The organism is Mesorhizobium subarcticum, assembly GCF_055456085.1.
Map to the genome: position 1 here is coordinate 2,699,076 of NZ_CM144237.1, position 24,833 is coordinate 2,723,908.

28 protein-coding genes are annotated in these 24,833 nt (G+C 63.6%); 6 read left to right on the top strand and 22 right to left on the bottom strand.

Annotated elements, in window-relative coordinates:
* Positions 1–96: 96 nt before the first annotated feature.
* The 20 genes from ACZYHG_RS13185 to ACZYHG_RS13280 all read right to left on the bottom strand — a co-directional run bounded on the left by ACZYHG_RS13185 (position 97) and on the right by ACZYHG_RS13280 (position 18,218).
* Positions 97–1,464 carry a chemotaxis protein MotC gene (locus ACZYHG_RS13185; protein ID WP_464614160.1) on the bottom strand — a complete coding sequence of 456 codons (1,368 nt, stop codon included), beginning with the start codon at positions 1,462–1,464 and terminating at the stop codon, positions 97–99.
* Entirely contained in the window at positions 1,461–2,843 is a 1,383-nt protein-coding gene (locus ACZYHG_RS13190) for a MotB family protein (protein ID WP_464614161.1), read from the bottom strand. Before ACZYHG_RS13190 ends, ACZYHG_RS13185 begins: the two co-directional genes overlap by 4 nt.
* Positions 2,840–3,466: a hypothetical protein gene (locus ACZYHG_RS13195; RefSeq protein ID WP_464614162.1), complete on the bottom strand. Its 627-nt coding sequence runs from the start codon at positions 3,464–3,466 to the stop codon at positions 2,840–2,842. The genes ACZYHG_RS13190 and ACZYHG_RS13195 overlap by 4 nt, the downstream gene beginning before the upstream one ends.
* Positions 3,467–3,469: 3 nt before the next feature.
* The gene (fliF, locus tag ACZYHG_RS13200) at positions 3,470–5,119 is read right to left on the bottom strand and encodes a flagellar basal-body MS-ring/collar protein FliF (RefSeq protein WP_464614163.1); all 1,650 of its coding nucleotides are present in this window, start codon (positions 5,117–5,119) and stop codon (positions 3,470–3,472) included.
* A 128-nt stretch (positions 5,120–5,247) separates the two neighbouring features.
* Entirely contained in the window at positions 5,248–6,315 is a 1,068-nt protein-coding gene (locus tag ACZYHG_RS13205; protein ID WP_027030824.1) for a flagellin N-terminal helical domain-containing protein, read from the bottom strand.
* A 279-nt stretch (positions 6,316–6,594) separates the two neighbouring features.
* Positions 6,595–7,590 carry a flagellin N-terminal helical domain-containing protein gene (locus tag ACZYHG_RS13210; protein ID WP_464614164.1) on the bottom strand — a complete coding sequence of 332 codons (996 nt, stop codon included), beginning with the start codon at positions 7,588–7,590 and terminating at the stop codon, positions 6,595–6,597.
* Between the two features lie 246 nt (positions 7,591–7,836).
* A complete protein-coding gene (fliP, locus tag ACZYHG_RS13215) occupies positions 7,837–8,568 on the bottom strand; it encodes a flagellar type III secretion system pore protein FliP (RefSeq protein WP_027030822.1) in 732 nt (243 codons plus the stop codon).
* On the bottom strand, positions 8,565–9,059 hold the full coding sequence (locus ACZYHG_RS13220; protein WP_464614165.1) for a flagellar basal body-associated FliL family protein: 495 nt from the start codon (positions 9,057–9,059) through the stop codon (positions 8,565–8,567). Before ACZYHG_RS13220 ends, fliP begins: the two co-directional genes overlap by 4 nt.
* A gap of 18 nt (positions 9,060–9,077) precedes the next feature.
* Complete coding sequence (gene flgH / locus ACZYHG_RS13225; protein ID WP_027030820.1) at positions 9,078–9,785, bottom strand: flagellar basal body L-ring protein FlgH; 708 nt, start codon at positions 9,783–9,785, stop codon at positions 9,078–9,080.
* Positions 9,782–10,369: a MotE family protein gene (locus ACZYHG_RS13230; RefSeq protein ID WP_464614166.1), complete on the bottom strand. Its 588-nt coding sequence runs from the start codon at positions 10,367–10,369 to the stop codon at positions 9,782–9,784. The genes flgH and ACZYHG_RS13230 overlap by 4 nt, the downstream gene beginning before the upstream one ends.
* 3 nt (positions 10,370–10,372) lie before the next feature.
* The gene (locus ACZYHG_RS13235; protein WP_464614167.1) at positions 10,373–11,614 is read right to left on the bottom strand and encodes a flagellar basal body P-ring protein FlgI; all 1,242 of its coding nucleotides are present in this window, start codon (positions 11,612–11,614) and stop codon (positions 10,373–10,375) included.
* Complete coding sequence (gene flgA / locus ACZYHG_RS13240; RefSeq protein WP_464614675.1) at positions 11,611–12,147, bottom strand: flagellar basal body P-ring formation chaperone FlgA; 537 nt, start codon at positions 12,145–12,147, stop codon at positions 11,611–11,613. Before flgA ends, ACZYHG_RS13235 begins: the two co-directional genes overlap by 4 nt.
* Before the next feature lie 6 nt (positions 12,148–12,153).
* Positions 12,154–12,942 (bottom strand): flagellar basal-body rod protein FlgG, encoded by a 789-nt coding sequence (flgG, locus tag ACZYHG_RS13245; RefSeq protein ID WP_027060083.1) that lies wholly within the window; start codon positions 12,940–12,942, stop codon positions 12,154–12,156.
* Between the two features lie 11 nt (positions 12,943–12,953).
* Positions 12,954–13,277 carry a flagellar hook-basal body complex protein FliE gene (locus ACZYHG_RS13250; protein WP_027030815.1) on the bottom strand — a complete coding sequence of 108 codons (324 nt, stop codon included), beginning with the start codon at positions 13,275–13,277 and terminating at the stop codon, positions 12,954–12,956.
* Positions 13,274–13,690 (bottom strand): flagellar basal body rod protein FlgC, encoded by a 417-nt coding sequence (gene flgC / locus ACZYHG_RS13255; RefSeq protein WP_027030814.1) that lies wholly within the window; start codon positions 13,688–13,690, stop codon positions 13,274–13,276. The genes ACZYHG_RS13250 and flgC overlap by 4 nt, the downstream gene beginning before the upstream one ends.
* A 1-nt stretch (position 13,691) precedes the next feature.
* Complete coding sequence (gene flgB / locus ACZYHG_RS13260) at positions 13,692–14,072, bottom strand: flagellar basal body rod protein FlgB (RefSeq protein ID WP_027030813.1); 381 nt, start codon at positions 14,070–14,072, stop codon at positions 13,692–13,694.
* Between the two features lie 86 nt (positions 14,073–14,158).
* On the bottom strand, positions 14,159–14,986 hold the full coding sequence (locus tag ACZYHG_RS13265) for a hypothetical protein (RefSeq protein ID WP_027030812.1): 828 nt from the start codon (positions 14,984–14,986) through the stop codon (positions 14,159–14,161).
* Entirely contained in the window at positions 14,967–16,367 is a 1,401-nt protein-coding gene (gene fliI, locus ACZYHG_RS13270; RefSeq protein ID WP_464614168.1) for a flagellar protein export ATPase FliI, read from the bottom strand. The genes ACZYHG_RS13265 and fliI overlap by 20 nt, the downstream gene beginning before the upstream one ends.
* A gap of 1 nt (position 16,368) precedes the next feature.
* Positions 16,369–17,094, bottom strand: a complete 726-nt coding sequence (gene flgF / locus ACZYHG_RS13275; protein ID WP_027060087.1) for a flagellar basal-body rod protein FlgF — start codon at positions 17,092–17,094, stop codon at positions 16,369–16,371.
* A gap of 2 nt (positions 17,095–17,096) precedes the next feature.
* Positions 17,097–18,218: a DUF1217 domain-containing protein gene (locus tag ACZYHG_RS13280; protein WP_464614169.1), complete on the bottom strand. Its 1,122-nt coding sequence runs from the start codon at positions 18,216–18,218 to the stop codon at positions 17,097–17,099.
* A gap of 159 nt (positions 18,219–18,377) precedes the next feature.
* Between ACZYHG_RS13280 and motA the strand changes: the two genes are divergently transcribed.
* The 6 genes from motA (at position 18,378) to ACZYHG_RS13310 (ending at position 23,321) form a co-directional block, all read left to right on the top strand.
* Complete coding sequence (motA, locus tag ACZYHG_RS13285; protein ID WP_464614170.1) at positions 18,378–19,253, top strand: flagellar motor stator protein MotA; 876 nt, start codon at positions 18,378–18,380, stop codon at positions 19,251–19,253.
* A 32-nt stretch (positions 19,254–19,285) separates the two neighbouring features.
* The gene (locus tag ACZYHG_RS13290; RefSeq protein ID WP_464614676.1) at positions 19,286–20,233 is read left to right on the top strand and encodes a FliM/FliN family flagellar motor switch protein; all 948 of its coding nucleotides are present in this window, start codon (positions 19,286–19,288) and stop codon (positions 20,231–20,233) included.
* Positions 20,234–20,250: 17 nt separating this feature from the next.
* Positions 20,251–20,637 carry a flagellar motor switch protein FliN gene (gene fliN, locus ACZYHG_RS13295; protein WP_027030806.1) on the top strand — a complete coding sequence of 129 codons (387 nt, stop codon included), beginning with the start codon at positions 20,251–20,253 and terminating at the stop codon, positions 20,635–20,637.
* A 43-nt stretch (positions 20,638–20,680) separates the two neighbouring features.
* Complete coding sequence (locus tag ACZYHG_RS13300) at positions 20,681–21,694, top strand: flagellar motor switch protein FliG (protein ID WP_464614171.1); 1,014 nt, start codon at positions 20,681–20,683, stop codon at positions 21,692–21,694.
* Between the two features lie 113 nt (positions 21,695–21,807).
* On the top strand, positions 21,808–22,890 hold the full coding sequence (gene flhB, locus ACZYHG_RS13305) for a flagellar biosynthesis protein FlhB (RefSeq protein WP_464614172.1): 1,083 nt from the start codon (positions 21,808–21,810) through the stop codon (positions 22,888–22,890).
* Positions 22,887–23,321, top strand: coding sequence for a hypothetical protein (locus ACZYHG_RS13310; protein WP_027030803.1), 435 nt, complete (start codon positions 22,887–22,889; stop codon positions 23,319–23,321). Before flhB ends, ACZYHG_RS13310 begins: the two co-directional genes overlap by 4 nt.
* A gap of 24 nt (positions 23,322–23,345) precedes the next feature.
* Here ACZYHG_RS13310 and ACZYHG_RS13315 read toward each other — a convergent pair whose 3' ends face one another.
* Together ACZYHG_RS13315 and ACZYHG_RS13320 are read right to left on the bottom strand one after the other, a co-directional pair.
* The gene (locus ACZYHG_RS13315; protein WP_464614173.1) at positions 23,346–24,116 is read right to left on the bottom strand and encodes a helix-turn-helix transcriptional regulator; all 771 of its coding nucleotides are present in this window, start codon (positions 24,114–24,116) and stop codon (positions 23,346–23,348) included.
* Positions 24,113–24,823 carry a helix-turn-helix transcriptional regulator gene (locus ACZYHG_RS13320; RefSeq protein WP_464614174.1) on the bottom strand — a complete coding sequence of 237 codons (711 nt, stop codon included), beginning with the start codon at positions 24,821–24,823 and terminating at the stop codon, positions 24,113–24,115. Before ACZYHG_RS13320 ends, ACZYHG_RS13315 begins: the two co-directional genes overlap by 4 nt.
* Positions 24,824–24,833: the final 10 nt, after the last annotated feature.

The following is a 24,833-nucleotide window of genomic DNA, read 5'->3' on the forward strand; positions in this document are numbered from 1 at the left end:
TGCCGAAACCAGCATCATTCTTTCCGGGCGCGGCCGGCTGTTCCGCCGTTGTGCGTGCGGCGGTAAATCCTGGCAAGGCCGGGCCGAGGCTGGGGGTCATTTCGGGGCGGCTCCAAGCATCTGGTCGATCAGGTCGAGCTGTCGACGGGTTTTCATCATGGCGGCGTCAGTCGGGTCAGTCGTGTCAGCGTTGGCTGAAGCCGCCGGCGCCGATGCCGGCAGGACGGTCGCGGCATCGGCTGAAGGCGCAGGCGTACTCGGCGCAGCGACCGCTTTAGCTCCGGATGGCGCAACAGCGGGCTGTTCGGAGGCAGCACCCTCGACAGGCGGCAATCCGGCCGCGTCGGCGGCCTGTGCGTTGGCGACATCAGGTCCGGGCTGCGGTGCAACGGCTGCGGGCGACGGGGCTGGAAGGGAAGCTGGCGGCGCGACCACTTCACCGGCGATCGCCTCGGCCGCGTCGAGCAAGGCACGGTCACCGTCCGACAGCTTGCTGCGGTCGATCTTGCCGAGCTTGGTGCGCACATCCTCGATCGTGCCGGAGGTCACGGTGGACAGGCTGGAGTAGAGCAGGGCGCGCGGATCGCCCTGATTGGTGTTGCCGTCACGGCCCTTAACGGCGCGCGCCGAGGCGAAGGCCGACAAGTCGCTCAGCCCGTCGATCGCGGCACGGCGGGCGATGCGCAGATAAATCACCGTCTCGCGCTCGGGATCCATCATCGAGGTGATATCGGCCAGCTTGTCCTGGCTGATCGACATATGCAGCGCGATGACGCCGGAGACGAAGGAGTCGGCGAACTGGCTGGCATAGGGCGAATAGAGATAGCGCTCGACATACTGGGTGGAGGCAAGCGCGAACCGTGCCGCATCGCCTTGCGCCACGGCAATGCCGACCGAGCGCCGCAAGGCCGCTTCCTCGACCAGCGTGCCGGGGCTGAGCAGCCTGGCCTCGTCGAGCAGCGTGAGCGCGGTAGCCGGCTCATCCGTCGCCAGCAACGACCCTTTGACCAAGGCAAGGAAGGCGCCGAGATCGCTAGGCAATGTCATAGGATCAATGGGCTTCAGAACGTCGATCGCACCGGCCGGCCGGCCGACCAGATAATTTATAATGCCCTTCGCGATCGCAAGGTCCTGGGCATCAATCGACGTGGCGCGAGACACTGCCCCTTCGACGGTCGCCGGGTTGCCGCCGCTCATGCCGTAGACCAGCAGCGCGCGAAAATTCCTGGGGTCCTTGAAGTCCTCGGCATCTGCTTCGCGCAGCCGCGCATCGGTCATTTCGAGCAGCTTGGCCTGCATCGGCATCGCGGCGTGATCGCCGGCGGCGATACGGTCCTGGATGAGCTGCAGCGAGCGCACCAGCTGATACGGCTGCAGCGTATCCTGTGCAAAGCCGACCGACGGATATCCGGCGGCCAGCAGCAACAGGCCCATCAGCCGGCTGGTGACGGCCGCCCGCTTCATCCGCCGCTCGTCATCAATATTTCGATGCGGCGGTTGGCCGCCGACAGGGGATCGGTGGGATCCTTAGGCTGGCGGTCGGCGAAGCCGGCGACCTCGGTGATGCGCCGTTCGTCAACGCCGCCGCGCACGAGCATGTAGTAGGCGGAATGCGCACGCGCCGTCGACAGCCGCCAATTGTCGTAGGTGGCGCTGCGGAAGGGGCGCGCATCGGTGTGGCCGTTGATGCTGATGGTACCCTTCTGGCTGTTGACGATGCGGCCGATTTTTTCCATCGCCAGAACCAGCTCGCGGCTGGGAACCGCCGACCCGACTTCGAACATGCCGAAGTCGAGCTGATCGGTGATCGAAATGACGACACCCTTGTCTGTGGCTTCGACCGAGACGCCATCGTGCAGCTTGTCGCCGGGTTTGAAGGCATCGGCCAGCTGCTGCTTGACGTCGGCTGCCGCCTTAAGCGCTGCGGCGGTCGGCGCTTTTTCCGCGGCTTCAGGCTTTGCGGCGTCCTGTGCCGCGGCGGCTTCCGCCTTGGCTGCGGCCTTGGTGTCCGCGCGTTTGGTGTCGCTGGCCTTGGCATCGCCGGACTTGGCATCGCCAGACTTGGCATCGCTAGACTTGGCCGAGGCCATGGCAATCTTGCCATCCTTCGCCAACGGCTCGAGTGGTGCGTCCTCGATGGGCGGTGCCGGCGGCACGGCCTTGACCTTGGCGACCTGCGCCTCCGCAGTTTTGTCGCCGGGCTTGAGCGGATCGCCCTCGATCTTGGGGCGCTGGGCACTTGCCTCGGCGATGGGTGTGGCGACTTGCTGCGACCAGAAGTCGGGCTCGAAGGGATCGCGGTAGGATGCGCCGCCGGAGGCGCCAGTCGCTGGACCGGCGCTCTGCGCGCCGCCATCACCCTTCTGGCTGACATTCTGCATGGTGCCGGTATCGGTGGCGATTTCCGAAAGCACCGCGTAAGGGTCTGCGAAGAGATGATCGTCGGACTGTTGCGGCTGCTGTGGCTCCTGCTTGTCCTGCTTGCGGTCGGATGAACCCGCCTCACCATTGCCGCCCTGGCCAGCCTTGGCTGTCGCCTGCTGCGGGTTTGGGGCTGTCGTGCCAATCGCGCTCGGCCCGTCGCCAAGATCTTCAAGGCCCTTGCGGCTCGAATTGCGGTCGACCAGCTTTACCGGGTTGAAGTAGCTGGCGACGGCCGCCTTGGTCTGTTCGTTGGCGGCGTTGATCAGCCACATGACCAGGAAGAAGCACATCATCGCGGTCATGAAGTCGGCGAAGGCGATCTTCCAGACACCACCATGATGGCCTTCATCGTGGTCGCCATGGGCGCGCCGCACGATGATGATCTCGTGCCTGCCATGATCGGCATCGGCGACACTCACGACAAGACCTCCGAAAGGGTTGCCGACCATTCGGCCATGCGTGTCTCGAACACGGCCTCGTCAATGGTCACGGTCAGGTCGAAGCCGGGTGCCTCGACGAAGTCGAGATTGGCAGCGCGTTGCCCAAGCGATGCCTTCAGCGTTTCGAACAGCGACAGCGGCCCGCGCACGGCAATGCGCACCGCTTCGCCATCGCCGGCGGCTTCGCGAATCGCGCCGGCGAGCGCTTCAAGCGAGCGCTTCTGCAGATCGTCACTGACAACGCCGCCGATGATGCGGGCGACGGTGGCGGCGACAAGGTCCGTCACGCGCGCCTCCATGGCGTCGATACGCAGCGAGACCGCCTTGCCGACATCACCGCCGAAGCTTTCGAGAAAGGCTCTTGCTTCCTCGGCATTCGCCTGGCGTTCGGCTTCCAGCGCTGCGTCATGGGCAGCAACGAGCCGTTCTGCAAGCGTTGCCTCAGCCTGGGCAACCGCCTCGGCGATCAGTGTGCCGATATCGGCCCGTGGAGCCGCCGGCTCCGGCTTGTGCTGAGGGTCGGTCGCTGCCTGAGGCTGGCTGACGCGCTGCGCGCGCGTGCCGAAGTCAGGGAGAAGATCGAAAAGGGCTGCGGAGGCCATGGTCTATGCCGCTACTTCCTGGGCTGCCCATTTGCGCAAGATCTGCGCGGTGCGCTCCTCGTTGAGGTCGACCATGCGAGCGAGCCGCTCCTGTGGTGCCGGCCTGATCTTCTGACGAAGGTCATCGAGCGGCGTGGGGCCGGACCGCGAACCGGGCAAGGCGCCGGTGTTGGCCGCCGCATCGGCGGATGCGGCTGCCTCCGGTGTCGGCAGCGAACGCTGGACCTCATCGAAATTTGGCCCAGCCAAGGCGGGTGTCGCCTTTGCCGTCAGCGCCGCCGCCATCGGCCGCAAGCCGAAGAAGGCGACCAGGAACACCACGATGATGAAGGCACCGGCATTGATCATCGTGCCGGCATGCTGGCCGATGGAATCGAGCATTCCAGCCTGCGGGATGGCCTCGCCATCCAGCCCGTCGATGAACTCGACCGCCGAGACGTCGATGACGTCGCCGCGCTTGTCGTCGAAGCCGGTGGCGGAGCTCACCATTTTCTGGATTTCGGCGACGCGCTTGGCGATCTGTTCGGGTGTCGCGTCCTTGCCCAGGATCGCTTTCAGCCGGTCCTGGTTGACGACGACGGCGATCGACATCTTGGTGACGGTGTAGCCGTTGGAGACGGTGGCGACCTTCTTGGAGTTGATCTCGTAATTGGTGATCTCTTCCTTGCGGTCGTTCGCCGAAGTCGTCTGCGGGCCATCGGTGCTGGTCGCCTGGGTCTCCGGCAGGTTTTGCTCGACACTGGCCGGGGTGGAGGCCTGTTTCTGGTTGCTGTTCTCATTGGCACGCACCGACTGCACCGAGCGCTCGACGCGAGAATTCGGATCGAAGATCGTCTCCTCGGTCTGGCGGGTGTCGGTGTTGACATCGGCCTTGACGCTGGCGCGGAAATTGTCGGGTCCGAGATAGGGTGCGAGCGCACGGCGGATGTTGTCGCCGATCTGCGCCTCCACGGTCTGCTCGACGCCAAGCGTGCGGGCGGCACTGGTGTTGGAGGGATCATCGCCAGCGGCCAGCAGATTGCCGTTGGAATCGAGCACCGTCACCTTGTCGGCCGACAGGCCGGGAACGGCGGCGGCGACGAGATGGCGGATCGACTGGGCGCTTTTCTCGGCATCGGTGCCGGCATAGCGGATGACGACGGATGCGGAGGGCTGCTGTTCGTCGCGGCGGAAATTGGCGCGTTCGGACATGACGATGTGGACGCGCGCCGCCTTGATCCCCGATATCGACTGGATGGTGCGGGCGATCTCGCCTTCGAGCGCGCGCACGCGGGTGATCTGCTGCATGAAGGAGGTCAGGCCCATCGCGCCGACATTGTCGAACAGCTCGTAGCCGGCATTGGCGCTGGTCGGCAGGCCCTTTTCGGCAAGCAGCATGCGCGCCTGCGCCGTGGTGCCGGCCGGCACCAGCACGGAGGTTCCGTCGGCGCCGACGTCGAAGCCGATGCCGGCCTCGCCCAGCACCAGTCCGATCTGGTTCACGTCGGCGCGATCGAGCCCGACATAGAGCGTGTCGTAGGCCGGCCGGTTGAGATAGACCGAAGCAATGCCGATGACACCCATCACCAGCACGGCGATGCCGGCCAGCATGGCAAGGCGCCTGACGCCAAAGCCACGGAGATTCGAGATGATGCTCTGGATCTGTTCCGGCACGATTGAGCGACTCCCAGCATGACTGTCCGTCGGAACACTAGCCCTCGAAGCTTGTGCGAAAATGAAATGGGCCGCGCTTGCGGCGCGGCCCATCGATTTGAGGAGGAGGTCCCTCGGCTAAGTGGAGATTAGCCGTTCTTGAACAGCGACAGGATCGACTGCGAGGAACTGTTGGCGATCGACAGCGACTGGATGCCGAGCTGCTGCTGGACCTGCAGCGCCTGGAGGCGGGTCGATTCCTTGTTCATGTCGGCATCGACGAGCTGGCCGACGCCGCGGTCGATGGAGTCCATCAGGCTTTGGGTGAAAGTCTTCTGCAGATCGATAGAGCTCTTTGCCGAACCGAGGATGGTGGCCGAGTCGGTCAACTGGCTCATGACCTTGTCGATCTTGTTGACCATCTGGGTGATGATGTCGTCGGTCACGCCTGATGCCGTGATGTCGACATTGAAGGCGGAGACGTTGTCGACCTTGGCGACCGCCCCTGCCGCCGTTTGTCCAGCGGTGTTGGCGGCGATGTCCGTGCCGCCGCCGGCGATCGCAGCCGCATAGGCGGTGTCGTACAGGTTCTGGGCGGCCGCCGTCGCGTAGACGGACGTCTTGCGGTCGATAATGCCTTGGTTCTTGACATCGGTGGAAAGCCCGCTGTCGAACAACTTGGTGCTCTCGACATCAATATTGATCGTGCCGAGCGAGATGGCGCCGGACGAGGAGCGGTTGAACGAGGAGACGATCTGGGAGTCAGGTTGGACGCCGTCATTGGGGGCGGCGACCTGCTTGGACGTCACCGACAGATAGTTCGAGCCTGAGAAAGTGGCCGCGTCGGCAAACGACTTCATCTGCGCCTGCAGCGCCGTGATTTCGGTCTGCGTCTTAGCCTTGGCGGCATCCGTCTGGCCGATGGTCGAAAGCAGCTTGGTCTTGAGGTTGCCGATCGTGGTCAGGACGTTGTTCATGCCGGTGTAGGCGGTATCGACTTTCGAAGCGCCGAGGCCGAGTGCATCCTGCACCGTCGAGAGCGCCTGGTTGTCGGAGCGCATCGTCGTGGCGATCGACCAATAGGCGGCGTTGTCGGATGCCTGGGATACCCTGTAGCCCGTCGAAATTCGAGCCTGTGTCTGCTCTAGCGATTTATTGGTGGCGTTCAGGCTTTGAAGTGCCGTCAACGCCGCAGCGTTCGTCATGATGCTCGCCAAGAAACTCGCTCCTTTTCCAAGCCGGCCCTCACCGGCATAACCCTCACGGGCCGGATCGGCCCGCCTATGGATCGCCGTCGTGCCAATCAGGCCAATTCGCCAATCCGATGTAAGCTATTGGTTAACCATATCTAAGGCGACATGGTTAATGGTCTGTTAAAGACCTGCTTTCGAGAGTTAAGGAAACGAGCGTTGCGCGGGGCTGGAGCAAACGCAAATCGGGCCGCGCTTTTGGCGCGGCCCGATTTCTTAGAGCGAACTATGTTTGAGCGAAGTCGATTAGCGGAAGAGCGACAGGATCGACTGCGACGAGCCGTTGGCGATCGACAGCGCCTGGACGCCGAGCTGCTGCTGGACCTGCAGGGCCTGGAGGCGGGTCGATTCCTTGTTCATGTCGGCATCGACGAGCTGGCCGACGCCGCGGTCGATGGAGTCCATCAGGCTCTGCGTGAAGGTCTTCTGCAGGTCGATGGAGCTCTTGGCGGCGCCGAGCGTGGTGGCGGCGTTGGTCATGTCCTTCAGCGCGGCGTCGACGACCTTCATCTGGTCGGCGATCTGCGAGTCGCTGAAGCCCTTGCCGGTGGTCGTGTCATAGACCTTCAGCGTGGCGACCGAATAGGTGTCGCCGGCCGCTGACGCAGCGCCCGCCGTCGGGGCCACCGCAGTGGTGGTGATGGCACCGGTGCTGCCGAGGCGGTCGGCGTCGAGGATGCCCTTGGCCGTGCCTGCGGTGGTGCCGGCTTCATAGAGCTTTGTGTTTTCCACCTTGATGTCGATCGTCGAGATCGAAGAAGCGCCCGAAGCGTCGCGATTGAAGGCCGAAACGATCTTGACGTCGGCTGCAGCCGTAGCCGTGCCGCTGTTGACGGAGAGCATGTTGGTGCCGGAGAAGGTGGCGCCATCGGCATAGGACTTCAGCTGCTTCTGCAGCGCGGCGATTTCGGTCTGGGTCTTTGCCTTGTCGGCGTCCGTCTGGCCGTACGACGCGGTCAGCTTGACCTTGATCTGGTTGATGGTGTCGATCGCGCTGCTCATGCCGGTGTAGGCGGTGTCGACCTTCGAGGCGCCGAGGCCGAGCGCGTCCGAAACGGTGGACATGGCCTGGTTGTCGGAGCGCATCGTGGTGGCGATCGACCAGTAAGCGGCGTTGTCGGAAGCCTGGGAGACGCGATAACCCGTCGAGATGCGGGCCTGGGTGGTGTCGAGGTTCTTCTGGGTGGCATTCAAGCTCTGCAGAGCGGTCAACGCCGAAGCGTTGGTCATGATACTGGCCATGGCTACTCGTACCTTGTTTTTACAGGTGTTTTTGGCATACCGGATTGTCCGGTATGACGGAGCGGCATCATGCCAATGACCGTTGCGTTTGGGTCACCCGCCATCTGCGAGCGACTATGGCGGCGAGTCCCTACCAAAGGGCTAAATCGGACGGTTAATCGAAAATAATTTGAGAAAAATTCGACGCCGTCTCGGCCACCGCCCGGTTCTTCCGGGCAGTCCTGGCCTCAAGCCGAGAGCGCGGGATCAGTTGAAGGAACGCACCAGGCTTCCGACGAGCAGGTTCCAGCCGTCGATCAGGACGAAGAACAGGATCTTGAACGGCAGCGACACCACGGTCGGCGGCAGCATCATCATGCCCATCGCCATGGTGATGGTGGCCACGATCAGGTCGATGACCAGGAATGGCAGCACGATCAGGAAGCCGATCTCGAAGCCGCGCCGGATCTCGGAGATCATGAAGGCTGGCACCAGGATGCGCAGGTCAACCGTCTCCTTGGCCACGACCTGGCCGCGCTCGCGGGCAAGGTCCGCGAAGAGGTCGAAGTCCTTGTCGCGGACATTGTGCAGCATGAAGGTGCGGAACGGATCCGAGATCTTCTCGAAGGCCTCGGTCTGGCTGATCTGGTTGTCCATCAGCGGCTTGACGCCGGTGTTCCAGGCCTGATCGAAGGTCGGCGCCATGACATAGAAGGTCATGAACAGCGACAGCGAAATCAGGATCAGATTTGCCGGCGTCGACTGCAGGCCGATGCCGGCACGCAGGATCGAGAAGGCGATGACGAAACGGGTGAAGCTCGTCACCATGATCAGCAGCCCGGGCGCAACCGACAGCACGGTCAGCAGCCCGAACATCTGGATGATGTAGCCGACGGTGGTGCCGTCGGCCTTGCCGATGCCGCCGAGGTCCAGCTGCTGCGCCGCCGCGACGGAGGTGGCGGCGCCGATCAGTGCGATAGCGAGAAGGAATTTTCTCATTCGAGCAGCAATGTCCTGATGAGAACCTGTTTGGCGTGGCCCTGGCTGCGGATCGAGGCGCGTTCCTCGAGATCTGCCTTCAGGTGTTGGTAACCGCTGGCGCCCTCGATCTGATGCATCTTCAGGGTGCGGACATAGGCCAGAAGGTCCTGTTGGATGTCTTCAGCCATCGCTGGCAGCTGCGGCGCGTCATAGATCACCGACACTTCCATCCTGATCCAGGTGTCGGCGGGCGAAGCGATGTTGGTGGTGATCGGCGCCAGCGCGACGAGTGTCTGCCCCGTGCCTGGCTCTTTTGCGGCGGCGGGCTGATCGACCTTGCCCTCATTTTCAGGCGCAACCGGTACCGATGACGGCGCGCCGATGCCCTTGAGATAGCCGCCCGACATCCAGCCCATGCCGATGGCGGCGGCCGTCACCACGAGCAGCATGGCCAGCTGGACGACAAGGGAAGGACCCTTGCGTGGCTGCACCTGTTCGACATTGGCCACGGTGTTGTTCTCCAATCCCTAGAACGGAAGAACCTGATCGAGAACCTGCTGGCCGTAGGCGGGCTGCTGGATCTCGGTGATGCGTCCACGTCCGCCGTAGGAGATGCGCGCCTCGGCGATGCGTTCATAGGGGATCGTGTTTTCCGCACCGATATCGGCCGGCCGCACGATGCCGGCGATGGTCAGCACCCTGAGTTCGGCATTGACGCGCACTTCTTGCGAGCCGCTGATCATCAGGTTGCCGTTGGGCAGCACGTCGGTGACGATGGCGGCGACATTGAGCTCAAGCGTTTCGGACCGCTTGATCTCGCCGTCGGCAGTTGTGTCCGTGCCGGACGAGAGAGCGCCTGAGCCCTTGCCAGCGGTGCTCAGCTTGTCCCATTGCGCGCTGATGTCGTAACCAAGTTTGCGGTTGGCGGTGCGGCTTCGGTCGTTCTGGTTCTTGAAGTTGGCCCTGTCGTTGATGGAAATCTTGACCGTGAGAATGTCGCCCTGCGACAGCGCGCGAGGATCGGTGAACAGTCGGCTCTGGCGGTCGTCCCACAGCGAGAACTTCTTTACGGGCCCCCGAGGTGGCTGGGGGTATTTGTAGAGGGAAGAGGTGTTGCCGCCGTCGATGCCTGAACCCACCGGAGACATCGCCGGATCCCTGCCGACCTCCTTGAGGTTCGTGCCGCAGCCGGACAGCGCCGCTACCGCGCACAGGATGAGCATTCTGCGGATCATGACGGGTCTACCCTTCGGGCTGCGCTGGCCATGATGCCGGTGAGCGTCGCCGCCGCCTTCTGGTCCATTTCGTTGAGGATGACGCTGGCCTTGCGAGGATCGAGCTTCATCAGGATGGCCGCGGCGAGGTCGGCATTGACGATTGCCAGGCGTTCGGCCGCGGCATCCGGCTTCATGCCGGCATAGATCGTGACGACACCATCCTCGGCCCGGGCCAGGAAGACCTCGCGTCGCTTCAGCCAGGTTTCGTATTCGGCCTTCTTTGCGTCCAGGGCTTTCATGCGTTCGTCGATGCCGACCTGGAGCTGCTTCAGTTCTTCAGCCTGCAACTGATAGCGGCGGTCGCGGGCGGCGTCGGCGATGTTGGAGCAGAAGCGCTCGATCTCGCTCTGGTCCGGCGCCTTTTCCCGCGCCAATTGCTGCGGCGCCACCGCGGGCTGCGCCCCGGGCAGAACCTGGCGAACGGCATCCTCGCCGCGTGCGCCGCCGCTGGCCACGGACATAGCCGCGAGCGCAACGGCCGCAAACAGGATCGCGCTGGGGTGGCGCCTTTGATTGAATGAAAGGGAATGGATCATCGGCATGGCCTATTGGAGAACCAGATCGGCTTGCAGGGCGCCGGCCGACTTGATGCCTTGCAGGATGGCAATGATGCCGTCCGGCTTGACGCCGAGACGATTGAGGCCGGAAACGAGGGTTTGCAGGTCAGGCCCGTCAAGCACCGCGACGCGGCCATTGGGCCGGCTGGCGTCAATGGCGGTGAACGGTTCGACGGCGGTTTCGCCCTTGGAGAAGGGTTCGGGCTGCACGACGCGCGGCGCTTCGGTGATGCGTACCGTCAGCGTGCCGTGGCTGATGGCGACGCGCGAGATCTTGACGTCGTTGCCGATGACGATGGTTCCGGTGCGCTCGTCGATGACGACGCGGGCCGGGGTATCGGATTCGACCACCAGATTCTCGATCTCGGCATAGAAGCGGGCCGCCGAAACGTTCTTCGGCCGCCTGATCTGGACGGTGCGGGAATCGCGCTCGCCCGCCACGCGCATGCCGAAACGCTGGCTGGTGTAGTCGTTGATGGCATCAGCGATACGGATTGCGGTCGAAAAATCGGGATTGCGCAATTGCAGCGTCAGCGTCGACTGGTCGTCAAACTCGGCTTTCACCGAACGCTCGACGATGGCGCCGTTCGGCACCCGGCCGGCGGTCGGCACGCCTTGCGTCAATTGCTGGGCCTGACCCTGGGCGACGAAGCCGGAAACGATGACCGCGCCCTGGCCGACGGCATAGATCTCGCCGTCCGCCGCCTTCAGCGGCGTCATGATCAGCGTGCCGCCGGCAAGCGAGGTGGCGTCGCCCATCGAGGACACATCGATGTCGATGCGGGCGCCCGACTCTACGTAGGGCGGCATATTGGCAGTGACGATGACGGCGGCGACGTTCTTGGCGCGCGCGCTGCCGCCTTCGGTGGCGATGCCGAGGTTTTCGAGCATGGCGCGGATCGACTGTTCGGTGAACGGCGAATTGCGCAGGCTGTCGCCCGAGCCGGCGAGGCCGATGACCAAGCCGTAGCCGACGAGCTGGTTGTCGCGCGAACTCTGCAGCTGGGCAATATCCTTGATGCGCGAGGCGACCTGGCCCGGCGGCAGCGAGCTTGGCCCCGGTGAAACGCGGAACATGCGGGCGGTGGTGGCGGGGTCATATTCGGGATCGTCGTAGACGCCGCCATTCTTGGCGGCGAGTTCGCGCTTGGCCTTGGGTGTCAGGCCGTCGGCGAACGCCGGCTGCAGGCCGAGCATGGCCGCAAGCAAAAGGGCAAGCGGGCGCATCATGAAGAGCTGACCTGGATGGTTCCGTCGGCCATCACCGTGCCAGAAAGGATCTTGCCGCTGTCGCTGTTGCGAACCTTGATGAGGTCGCCGGCCGAACCCGGCTGCAAGGTCACGGCAGTGGCCGATATCGTCAGTCCACCGGCGATGAAGAAGACCTGCACGGCAGCGCCCTGGTCGACCAGCCAGGCTTCGCGGATGGCGGCGGAGGGAATGTAGCGGCCAGGCAGCAGCGTGCGCTTGGCGATCTTGCCCTGGAGTTCCTCGGCGTTGGTCGCCATGGCGTCTGGCTTGTGCTTACCAGGAATGAGCGTCACCTGTTTCAGGGCGGCGAGCTCGATGGTTTCGCCGGGATAGATGACCCGGTTGGGGATCAGCACGACTTCGCCTGCAGGCTGGCTGCTGGCGATCTGCGTTGCCGATTGGCCTGTTGATTGGTTGGCCGACTCCTGGGCAAAAGCCGGCATGCCGCCGGCCACCAGCGCAAGGACGAGCGCGGTGCGGCGGAATGCGGAGCAGGAGATCGGCATGGCCATCATCCGTTACCTCAGGTTCTTCGAGACGACCGAGGCCATATCGTCGGCGGCCTGGATCACCTTGGAATTCATCTCATAGGCGCGCTGCGCCGAGATCAGCTCGGTGATTTCCTTGACCGGGTCGACATTGGAAGCCTCGAGATAGCCTTGCTGGATCGTGGCGAAGCCGGGATCGCCGGGAACGCCGACATTGGCGGGGCCGGAGGCCGCCGTTTCCTGGAACAGATTGTCGCCGAGCGGCGCGAGACCCGCCTCGTTGGCGAAGTTGGCGATCTGGAGCTGGCCGAGGCTCTGAAGAGCGGTCTGGCCGTCGATGCGGGCAAAGACCTGGCCGGTCTTGTTGACGATGACCTCGACCGCATCGGTCGGCACGGTGATGGCCGGAATGACGCTGGCGCCGTCCACCGTCACCAGCTGGCCGGTGGCGTTGGTGTTGAAGGCACCGGCGCGGCTATAGAGCGTGCCGCCGTCAGCACCTTCGATCTGGAACCAGCCCCTGCCGGTCAGCGCCATGTCGAAACTGTTGCCGGTGCTGGTCAGCTCGCCCTGGGTGTGGACATTGCGCACGGCCGTCGTCTTGACGCCGAGGCCGATCGAGACGCCTTCCGGCACCAGCGAGGCGTTCGAGCGGTTGGGTACGCCTTGCGTGCGATCGACCTGATAGAGCAGATCGGAGAATTCGGCGCGCGCCCGCTTGTAGCCGGTGGTGTTGATGTTGGCGATGTTGTTGGCGATGACTTCCAGATTTGTCTGCTGGGCATTCATGCCGGTGGCGGCGATGGCGAGTGCTTTCATGCCCTAACTCCTCAAATGCCCATTCGACTGACTTCGAGATAGGCGGAAACAACTTTGTCGCGGATGGCGACGGCGGTCTGCAGCGCCTGCTGCGCGCTCATCACCGCGTCGACGACCTGGCGGGTGTCGGCATCGCCCTTGAGCGCCTGGAGCGATACCTGTTCGGCATTCTGCATCGTGTTGACGGTCTTGGCGGCCGCCTGGCTCACCGCTTCGGCAAACGAGGTGCCAAGATTGCCTGCAGTCGCGGGCGCGACACCGCCCTGCAGCAGGTCGGTCGCCGTATCGCCCAGCCCTGGCTTCAGGTTAAGCGCGCCGATGCCGTTGACGATCATTGGTTCCTCATCAGGTCGATGGTCATGGAAATGAGGTCGCGTGCCTGCTTCACGACTTGCAGGTTGGCCTCGTAGGAGCGGTTGGCCTCGGTCATGTCGGCCATTTCGATCAGCACGTTGACGTTGGGCATCTTGACGTAGCCCTTTTCGTCGGCGGCTTCGTTGCCAGGCTGGAACTCCACCGGAAAGGCGCTCGGATCGCGATCGATCGAGTTCACTTCAACCGTCGAACTGCCGGAGGCCCGGTCGAGCTCGGAGACAAAGCTGATGGTCTTGCGGCGATAGGGGTCGGCGCCGGGCGTGGTGCCGGTCGACTGGGCGTTGGCGAGGTTTTCCGAGACCACGCGCAGGCGCTCGGACTGGGCACCGAGGCCGGATGCTGCGACTTTCAGGGCTGCGGTCAGTGCGTCCATGTCAGCTCTTCACCGCCATCATCATCATCGAATGGAATGCCTTGACGATGGCTGTGTTGAGTTCGAAGGAACGGCGTACCTCGCCGGCCTTGAGAAGCTGGTCTTCAAGCACGACCGAGTTCTTGGACGGCAGGACCACGCCATCGTCTTCCTGCGGCTTGATGGTGAAGCCGGCATTGGTGGCCGCGCTGCCGAGATGGCCGGCCTCAGTGGTCTGCAGCGACACCGCCGTGCGGTCGAGCACCTTTTCGAAAGGCTCGACATCATTGGCCGTGTAACCCGGCGTGTTGGCGTTGGCGATGTTGCCGGCGATCGCCGACTGGCGCACGGAAAGCCACTGCGCTTGCTTGGCGGCGAGATCGAAAAGGGAAACGGGCTCCATGAGAATCTCCGGGCATGTGCCGAGGAGACTAGGCCGCCAGTCTTGCGTGGACCTTGCGAAGGGCCGTAAGGCGCGATTGCAAGGTCTTACTTCTCTAGAGGGATCACCTGGTCGGAGCTGGTCAGCATGACCCATTTGCCGTTGCGCTGTTCGATCGACGAGACCTTGCTGGAATCCGGCAGCGTCGAGCCGCGCTGGACCATCCACAGGCCGGTGTCGTCCTCGATCATGGCGCGGCCATTGGCGACGTGGACCATGCGGAATTTTCCGACGTCGGCCGGGAAGGGCTGGTCGCCAGGCGGCGTTTGATTGGCATCATTCTGCACCGTTCCGGTGGCCAGCAGATCAAGATCCGTGCTCGGGACATCCTTCGCCGTCAGCGGCGCGCTGCGTTCGGCGACCACGCCGCCACCCGCGCGGCCCGAATTGGTGCCGGTGCCACCGAACTTGATCGCCTGCACGCCGAACTGTTCCTGGTTGAAGAAGATGTACCAGGGAAACAGGGCGCAGGTCAGGCCAAGCGTAATGCCGAGCGCGGCGAAGACGAAGTCGCTGCGCCGGTCTGCCTTCTTGCGCAATTTGGGAAATTGCGCCTTTGGCGGCTGGGGCCATTCGGTGGCGGCAAACAGGCCGTCGATCAGCGAGTCGCGGCTGGCCTGCGTCATTTCGGCAGGCTCTACGCGGGGAACCTCATGCATGGCGGTGGGCCGAGCCAGAACAGGCTCGGACCTGGGCAGGGCCGGCTTGGCGGCTCTGGTCAGAACAGCCGCGGTCTTGGCAGCTATGGCGTTGGCGGCCCTTGCCTTGGCAATCCTGGCCTCTTCCGCCCGAGCTTCCTCAGCCGCGTTCGCCTCCGCGATCATCTCTTTCAGGATGCGCTCGGTGTACTGGCGTTCAGTCTCCTGATTCGGCATTCAGCTTTCCCTTGAGATGGCGGGCGAGATCGGAGAATGGATCAGATGATGGACGGTCCCTCGGCGATTGCGTCAGCGCCTCGTAGATCAGCGGCACCTGGCGCACGGCGATATCCAGCTCGGCATCGGCGCCGCCCTGATAGGCACCGAGCAGGCGAATGTCGCGCGTGTCCTCGAAACGGGAGATCATCGACTTCAGCCGCGTCACCAAAGCGCGCTGTTCGACACTCCAGGCCTTGCCGGCGAGACGGGATATGGACGACAACGGATTGACCGGCGGATAGCGGCCCTGTTCGGCGATCGCGCGGTCGAGCACGACATGGCCGTCGAGGATGCCGCGCACGGAATCGGCGACCGGATCATTGTGGTCGTCGCCGTCGACCAGCACGGAAATGATGGCAGTGATCGATCCCTTGCCTTCGGCTCCAGGTCCGGCGCGCTCGAGCAGCTTGGGCAGTTCGGTGAAGACCGAGGCGGGATAGCCGCGGGCGACCGGCGGCTCGCCGGTTCCCGTCGCCACCTCACGCAGTGCGTGGGCGAAGCGGGTAATCGAATCGAGCACCAGAAGCACGCGGTGGCCCTGGTCGCGAAAGTGCTCGGCGACGCGCATGGCGGTGTCGGGCGCGCGCCGGCGCATCATGGCGCTCTCGTCGCTGGTGGCGACGATGGCCACGGTCTTGGCCATGCTGTCGCCGATCGTGTCCTCGAGGAATTCGCGCACCTCGCGGCCGCGTTCGCCGATCAGCGCCACGACGACAGTGTCGAATGCGTCGGCGCCGGCGAGCATGGCGAGCAGCGTCGACTTGCCGACGCCGGAACCGGCAAAGACGCCCATGCGCTGGCCGAAGCAGAGCGGCGTGAAGATGTCGATGACCTTGACGCCGGTCATGAAGGCGGTGCCGACGCGCTGCCGCGCCATGGCACCGGGCGTCGTGGCGTGGGCCGACATGTCGTCGCCCCTGATCAGCGGCGGACCGCCATCGATCGCCCGGGTCAGCGCGTCGATGGTGCGGCCGCGCCACGAGGCGTGCGGCGCCACGGCGAGCGGGCCGCGGCGAAAGACAGCATCGCCGATGCCGGCATCGGCGCTGCGCTCGAAGGGCGCGACGACGATCTCGTCACGGCTGATCTTGACGATTTCACCGCGGCGCGTTCCGGCCTGTCCACGCTGCTCAACGATGTCGCCCAGCCTGGCGAAATCGGAAAGGCCGCGCACCTTATAGTGCGTCGGTGTGACTTCGGTAACGAGACCGCCACGCTTGACCAGTCCATCGGCTCCGTTGAAACGCCGCCATATCCGCTCCAAAGCGGCCAGCCGGTCTTCCGGCACCGGCTGGCCCTGTGTCTCGGGTGCGCGGAGCAATGTCTGGCCTGATGACATGCTACGACTTCGAGCCGAGCGTCTTGATCGCCTCGTCGGTGGAGGAATCCGTCTGCCGCATCAGGGCGGCGGTGTTCTCGAAGGCGCGCTGGACCATGATCAGACGCGTCATCTCCATCACCGGATTGACGTTGGATTCCTCGACGAACCCCTGAGCGATGCCGACATCGGAGCGATCGGTAACCGGTTCGGGGGTGCGGGCGGGCACGATGCCGGAATTGCCGTAGCGCACGAAATTCTCGCCCGGATCGAAATCGTAGAGGCCGATCGAGCCGACAAGCTGGTCGTTCTGACGCAGCGAGCCATCGGCGCCGGCCTTGGGCGGGCCGTTGCGGGGGTCGAGCTGGATCGGCGCGCCGCCGGCGTCGAGCACCGGATGGCCCTCAAGCGACATCAGCTCGCCATTCTCGTTCATCGAGAAGCGGCCGTCGCGGGTCATGACGGTGCCGGCCGGTGTGTCGATGGCAAACCAGGCGTCACCCTGGATGGCGAAATCGAAGGGATTGCCGGTCTCGGTCAGCGAGCCGTGAGCGCCGGAAAGATAGGTCTTGCCGGTCGAAGCGAAGGACACCGACTTCTGCCCGGCGCCCGTCACCACGTCCTCGAACTTCACGCCGGTGGCGCGGAAGCCGACGGTGTTGGCGTTGGCGACATTGTCGGCGATCGTGTCGAGCCGGCGCTCGAGTGCCATCTGCGCGGAAAGGGCGACGTAGAGACTGTCCCGCATGGTCAGAACTTCATCTTTTGCATGGCCATCATCAGGTCGGTGGAGATGCCCGACGTGACCGGCTTGGCGAAAAGCACGCTGATCGAAGACACCGCGGTCGAGGTCGGGTTGTTGATCTCGTACATGCTGGTGAAGCGGGTCAGGAACTTGCTGAGCTTGGCGGGATCAGTGAAATCCGAAATATCGAGCTTTTGCTCGAACAGCTGCGCCTGCTTATCGATGTCGGCGGTGGCGAAGGAATCGGGCAGGCCGAGCGCTGTACGCACCACACTAGCAAGGGCGGTGTCGGCCAGCACGTCGTACCAGTTGCTGATGTCGGGCGCCTTGCGCTGGAAATAAAGCGCCAGCCGCACGCCTTCGTTAGTCTTGCCGGCATCCTCTTCAAGCGACTGGCGCAGATACATGTCGACGGTCGGCTGCTGAGCGGCATTGATGGTGGTGGCATTCTCGCCATTGGCTTCGAAATTGAAGGCCAAAGCCAGTCCCGCGTAGGCTGGGTTCGTCTGCTTGTTGGCGACGCTGTTAGGGTCGCTCACCTTACTTTGCAGGACCGACTTGATCAGGTCCTTGTCCTCGGTTGCCGAGTCGAGACCGTATGCAGCAAGTGCGTAGGTGTAGAGCCGATTGTTCGACATCAGGTCGTCGACGGACTTCACCTTGGTGATGTTGGCGAGGTAGTAGGTGGTCTCGCCCTTCACGTAGTCCGAGTTCGGATCGAGGCCAGCGATCTGCGCCTGCGTGGCGTAATTTTTCGTCACCAGTTGCTGGGCAGTGTTGTAGATGGTGGCATCGGGCCCGTTGGCGGCGAAGTTGAAGGCCGTAACGAATGCGGCATAGCGCTTGTCGGTCAGCTTGTTGGCAAAGCTGTTTGGGTCGGTGACGCCTTCCTTGAGCGCCTTGACCATGAAGGCCTTGGCATAGTCCATGTCCTCCAGCCCGAAGGCCTTCATGGCATATTTGAACAAGCGATCATTGTTGACGAAATCGTCGATCGATTTCACCTTGGTGATGTTGGCGAGATAATACTGTGTATCTCGATCAACAACCGGCTGTTTTTCGATCCGATCGATCGACTTGCTGATGTCTTTGGCGATCAGTTGGTAGCTGGTAAAGGTGTTGAGCAAGGACGTGCCTCCGGCCGGAGCAATGCCGGCACAATAGCCTCACTTCCTTGCGCGAAACTGAATCGCCAACATTCGGCTCCATGGCGGCTCCGATTCAAGCCTCACACAAGGCACGGGGACTATCCCTTGCTCCTGACTTGAAATGCGGAAGGACCTGTCGTGGGCATTCTGATTGGACTTGTGGTGACGCTCGGCTGCGTCCTTGGCGGCTTCATGGCCATGGGCGGGCATCTGCACGTGCTGGTCCAGCCATGGGAAGCCGTGGTCATCTGCGGCGCCGCACTTGGCACTTTCCTGGTCGCCAATCCGATGAAGACGGTCAAGGATACTGGCAGAGGCATTCTGGAAGCCTTCAAGCAGGCGGTGCCGAAGGAGCAGGACTATCTGGAAACGCTCGGTGTGCTGCACAGCCTGATGCGCGAACTGCGCTCGAAGTCGCGCAGCGAGGTCGAGGCGCATATCGACAATCCGGAAGAATCGGCCATCTTCCAGGCCTTTCCGACGGTGCTGAAGAATCACGATCTGATGGCCTTCATCTGCGACTACTGCCGCATCATCATCATCGGCAATGCCCGCTCGCATGAGATCGAGGCGCTGATGGATGAAGAAATCCAGACCATCAAGTCCGACAAGATGAAAGCCTATCACGCACTGGTCGCGGTCGGCGACGGCCTGCCGGCGCTGGGCATCGTCGCCGCCGTGCTCGGCGTGGTCAAGGCGATGGGTGCGCTCGACCAGTCGCCGGAAATCCTCGGCGGCCTGATCGGCGCCGCACTGGTCGGCACCTTCCTTGGCATCTTCCTGTCCTATGCCGTGGTCGGGCCTGTCGCCACCAAGATCAAGACGGTGCGCGAGAAGAAGAACCGCCTCTACATCATCGTCAAGCAGACGCTGCTCGCCTACATGAACGGTGCGCTGCCGCAGGTGGCGATCGAGTTCGGCCGCAAGACCATCTCATCGTATGAGCGGCCGACCATCGACGCCGTCGAGCAGAGCACGATGAACACCGGCAGTGCCGAGAAGAAGGCCGCTTGAACGATGCACGACAGATCGGTGCAGACACGGTCATGACCAGTCCAGGCAGTCCCGCGCAAGCGCGCTCGCTGATCATCGAGCGTCTGGTCGGCGACAGCGGCGAGGCCGATCAGGTTATCGATGCCGGCCGCGCCATGGCCGAACGCGCCGTGCCGCTGCTGCAGAAGGGGCTGTCGAGCGAGCTTGGCGTTCCCGTGATCGTCGACCTCAAGGCGGTCGAAGTCAGCCGCGTCCCCGAAGCGCGCTCGCGCGCCGGCGAGAATTTCGCCATGACCGTCATCGGTTCGCCAGCGTCCTCGGACGCGATGACGCTCGTCATCGATGCGCCCGCGATCGCCATCATGGTTTCCACGCTGTTCGGCGGCGATCCGGATATGCCGGTGTCGCCGATCGAGCGCGACCTGTCGCCAATCGAGGCCGATGTCTCGACCATGGTGTTCCAGGAGGTGGCGCAGGCGCTGAACGGATCGGGGCGGCGCTCGCTCGACCTGCGGCTGCCCGCGCCACGGGCCATGTCCGGCATCGAGGCCAAGCGGCATGTGTTGCGCGATGGCGCCGCCATCCGCATCGTCCTTGGCATCTCGACGCCGGTCGACAGCGGTTCGATCACGGTGACGATGCCGCAGCGTGTCGTGCTGACTGGGCGCGACGGCACCACGGGCGTGAGCGAGGATGATCAGAGCACGAGTTGGCGCGCACGCTTCTCGGAAGAGGTGATGCGCTCGACCGTGGCGCTCGAAGCCACCATGCCGCTAGCGCGGCTGACGCTTGGCGACCTCGCCAATCTTGAAGTGGGCCAGGTCATCGACTTCGACGAAACGGCGCAATCACGGGCTCGCCTCAGCGCGCGGGGCCAGACGCTGTTCGTATGCGAGTTCGGCAAACTGGGGCAGAATTACACCGTCCGAATCAGGCATCCCTTCGATGCCGGGCAGGATTTCATCGATGGGCTCATGCCGGCCGGTGCCGGGCGCGCCTGAGCTTTTGGAGACGACGAATGGCCAAGACCAAAGTGGAAGCAGAGCTCGACCAGCCGGACGAGCAGCTCGATCGCGCCATCGAGGAATTGCGCGGCGTCCTGCATGAAGAGGAGCAGCGCCCCGACGCGGCGTTCAGGGCTGCTGCGGGCGCCAATTCGAGCGTCATCATGAACATCCCCGTCGATGTCCAGATCATCCTCGGCAGCACCGAGATGGCGGTGTCCGACCTGATGGCGCTGCAGAAGGGCTCGACGGTGGCGCTCAACCGCCGCATCGGCGAACCGGTCGACGTCGTGGTCAACGGCCGCAAGATCGCGCGCGGCGAAATCACGGTGCTCGAAAGCGACCCATCGCGCTTCGGCATCAGGCTGACCGAAATCATCGCCGGCACGAAGGGCGCCTAAACATGAGGCACGGGGCTTGCCGGTGGCAGCGGAGGCGAAAGGCATGACAACGCCGCTAGCGACCCTGACGCGCGCTCAGAAGGCGGCCGCCATATTGGTGGCGATGGGCAAGCCGTCCGCCAGCCGTCTCTTGAAATTCTTCAAGCAGGAAGAGCTGAAGGCGCTGATCGAGGGTGCGCGGCTGCTCAGGACCATTCCGCAGAGCGATCTCGAGCGCATCGTCGCCGAATTCGAGGCCGAGTTCACAGAGGGTGCGGGCCTGCTCGATTCCGCCGACAGGATGGACACCATCCTCAATGAATCGCTGTCGCCCGAAGAGATGAGCGCGATCATGGGCGACAAGAAATTCGAAGTCGCGCCGGAAGGACCGCCGCCCATCTGGCCGGAGCTCGAGAAGCTCGAACCGGCACGGCTTGGCGCCTTCCTGGCCGGCGAACATCCACAGACGGCGGCCATGGTGCTGTCGAAGCTGGCGCCGCAGGCGGCGGCAAGCGTGCTTTTGACGCTGACCAAGCCGATGCGTGGCGAAATCATCAAGCGCATGGTGACGATGGCCAATGTTCCGGCCGCGGCGACCAGGATCGTCGAGAACCGGCTGCGCACCAGCGTGCTGTCGGAAACCTCGACCAAGGACACGTCGGCGGGGCAGGCGCGCGTCGCCAGCGTGCTCAACGAGCTGGACAAGCCGCTGCTCGATGAAGTCATGCAGGATCTGGAGGCCGCCGGCACACCCGACCTCGACGGTGTGCGGGCAAGGCTTTTCGCTTTCGACGACCTGCCGCTGCTCACCCAGAAGGCGCGCGTGCTGCTGTTCGACGGACTGTCGAGCGAGCTTGTCACGCTGGCGCTGCGCGGCACGTCGGCGGCACTCGCCGAATCGGTGCTGTCGGCGATCGGCGCGCGGTCGCGGCGCATGATCGAAGCCGAACTCGGCCAGGGGTCCGAAGGCGTTCCTGCCGCTGATATCGTGGCCGCGCGCAAGACGATCGTGACGACCACCATCCGGCTGTCGCGCGAAGGCGCATTCGAACTTCCCTCGACGCAGAACGCCGCCTAGAGCCGGACGGCTTCAGGTCGGATCGACCTGAAGCCATCCGGCTCTAAATCAAAGGATTAGAGCATGATGTCATCCGAAAACCGCTTCACACTTTTCGGCATCATGCTCTAGGCATGTCCGACGCCACCGACAAGGACTCGAAAACCGAAGACGCGACGGAAAAGAAGATCCGCGACACGATCGAACAGGGCAAGCTGCCCCATTCGAAGGAAACCGCGCTCCTCGCCTCGTTCGTGGCCATACTGGTGTTCACCGTCTTCTATGCCAAGGACGCCGTCATCGACCTCAGCATGTTCCTGTCGATGTTCCTCGAGAAGCCGGAGGCCTGGCCGATGGACACCGAGACAGACGTCATCGCGCTCTACAAGCAAGTCATGCTGGAAGTGGGCCGGGCCGTCCTCAGCCTGCTGGTGCTGCTGAGTGTTGCCGGCATCGGCGCCTCGGTGTTCCAGAACATGCCGCAATTCGTCGGCGAGCGGATCAGGCCACAGCTTTCGCGTATCTCGATCGTCAAGGGCTGGAACCGGATGTTCGGCGTCCAGGGCTGGGTCGAGTTTCTGAAATCCCTGGCAAAGGTCGGCTTCGCCATCGCCGTGCTCACCTTCACGCTGTCGGAGGATCACCGCAAGCTGCTTGCCGGCATGATCACCAATCCCGTCGCCTTCGGTCTCGTCATCCGCGGCATCGCAGTCGACATCCTGGTGGCGATCGTTTTCGTCATGGGACTGATCGCGGCGATCGACATCGTCTGGTCGCGTTTCCACTGGAAGCAGGACCTGCGCATGAGCAAGCAGGAGGTCAAGGACGAGTTCAAGCAGTCCGAGGGCGACCCGATCGTCAAGTCGCGGCTGCGCTCGCTGGCGCGCGACCGGGCGCGCAAGAGGATGATGACGGCGGTGCCGCGCGCAACGCTGATCATCGCCAACCCGACCCACTTCTCGATCGCGTTGAAATATGTACGCGACGAGGATTCGGCGCCGCTCGTGGTGGCCAAGGGGCAAGATCTGGTGGCGCTGAAAATCCGCGAGATCGCGAAGGAGCACAACATCCCGATCTTCGAGGACGTGGCGCTCGCCCGCTCCATGTACAAGCAAGTTTCGGTCGATAATGTGATCCCGTCACAATTCTACCAGGCCGTCGCCGAACTGGTGCGGATCGTCTACTCAAAAAAGGCTGAGCGCAGACAGATTTCATGAACCGCCAACCGCACGCAAAATCCCGCGAGATCATCGTCGCCAGCGCCATCGAGCAAGTGGTCGGCGAACTGAGGCTGATCGATGTCGCCGACTACATCGCCTTCATCCGGCTGGAGCACTTCGCCTGCCTGTCGGACCTGGTCGATTCGGCGGTGGAACTGTTCTTCATGCCGGGCACGCTCAGGCTCGGCCATGGCGGCGAGGCGCATGTCGACTGGAGCGGCAGCCCGCGCATCGTGCTCGACCTGGAACTGCGGCCGCCAGGCGTGACCGTCTATTTCCAGCTGACGCTGAGCGATATCGGCAACTCGGTCGCCGTCAATTACGTGTCGTTCGAAAAGCCCGGCGAGGACCCCGAGCACAATACGGCGCTGCTGGAGGCGGTGATCGAACAGGCCCGCATCCGCAAGGTCGAACCGCTGGCTTACTGAAGCGCGCCCATCAGGCGACAAGCATTATTCGATCAGGCCTAACCGCAGCGCCTTGGCGACCGCCTGGTTACGGTTGACGGCGTTGAGCTTCTGGGTCGACTGGGTGAGATACTGGTTGGCGGTATGAACCGACAGCTTCAGGAGCCGTGCGATTTCCTCGCTGGTGTTGCCGTTGGCGGTCAGCTTCAGGCATTCGAGTTCGCGCTTGGAAATCGCGCGCATCCTGCCGGCGTCGCCCGGACGGATACGGGCGACGGCGGCGAACAGCGAAAAGCAGCGGGCGTGGATCTCGTAAAGCGCATCCTGCGGCAGTGCGATCTCCGACCCAAGGAAGACGACGAGGCCGCACTGGCCGCGATCGGCGTGGACGGGAAAGGCAATGCCGCTGGTGCCGGGCGCCAGCGGCGCCATCTGCTCGGTCCAGGCGAGGCTGCCGAACGTCTCGGCCATCGCGGCGATGCCGTCATCCGTCCACCAACGTGGCTCCGTCGAGTTGTGGGTGTGGCGCACGATCTCCTCGCCATTGGCGCCCGCGATGAACTTCGTCGCCACCGCAATGCCGGGATAGTCGGAATCGAAACACGGGACCAGCCGCGCACGTTCCGGCGACGGGCTGACGAAGTACAGGCCGAAAGCAGTGGCGTTGATGTCGATCGATATCCAGCGGCAGCGGCGCACGGCATCGGGAATGGTGACGGCGTGATGCGTTTCGGAGCTGAGCGAGAAGGCGCCGAAAGGGTTTCGCTGCTCGTTGAAAAGGGCTTCCGCTGCTTCCTTGATATCGGCCTGTTTCAAATGATGCCACTCCTGATCGCCGTGGCGATGGCCATCGCGCGGTTCGAGGCCGCGAATTTCTGGATGGCGTGGGTGATGTAGCTGTTGACGGTGTTGGAGGAGACGCCAAGGATGACGGCCACCTCATCGGTGGTCTTGCCCTCGGAGACCCAGAACAGGCATTCGCGCTCGCGATCCGACAGCGGATCCTGCATCGCCGCCGCTGCGATCAACTGCGGCATATGCGAGAGCGCGTAGCAGCATTTCAGCTGCGCCTTCATCAGCGCCGGCTGGTCGATCTGGCCTGCGGTCGCCGCCGAGAACAGGGCGAACAGGCGCTGGCGACCGACATTCAGCCGCAGCGAATAGACTTCGGCATGGCCGAGCACGTCGAGGAGGCGCGCCTCTTCGCCGGAAACCAGCCCGTCGCTGTCGGGCGCGTTTGCCGCCACCAGCGGTCGCGGACGAATGCCAGGCGCGACGGTGAGCGCGCCCTGGGCAAGGCTGGCGATCAGCCGCTTGCCAGTCAGTTCGATGGCGTCGAAGATCCAGTTCGAGGAAACGATGCGCGCGTCGTTGCGGTCCTGGTCGTGGACGATGGCGACCAGCATGTAGCTGTCGGCGCCGATCTCGGCGATCAACTCCATGAAGAAACTGGTCAGATCACCGCGCGACGTCAGGCGCGAGCCTAATGTGTCGGATTGAAGAAGCGCGGCGGGACTGCTCATTTTTTGCTTT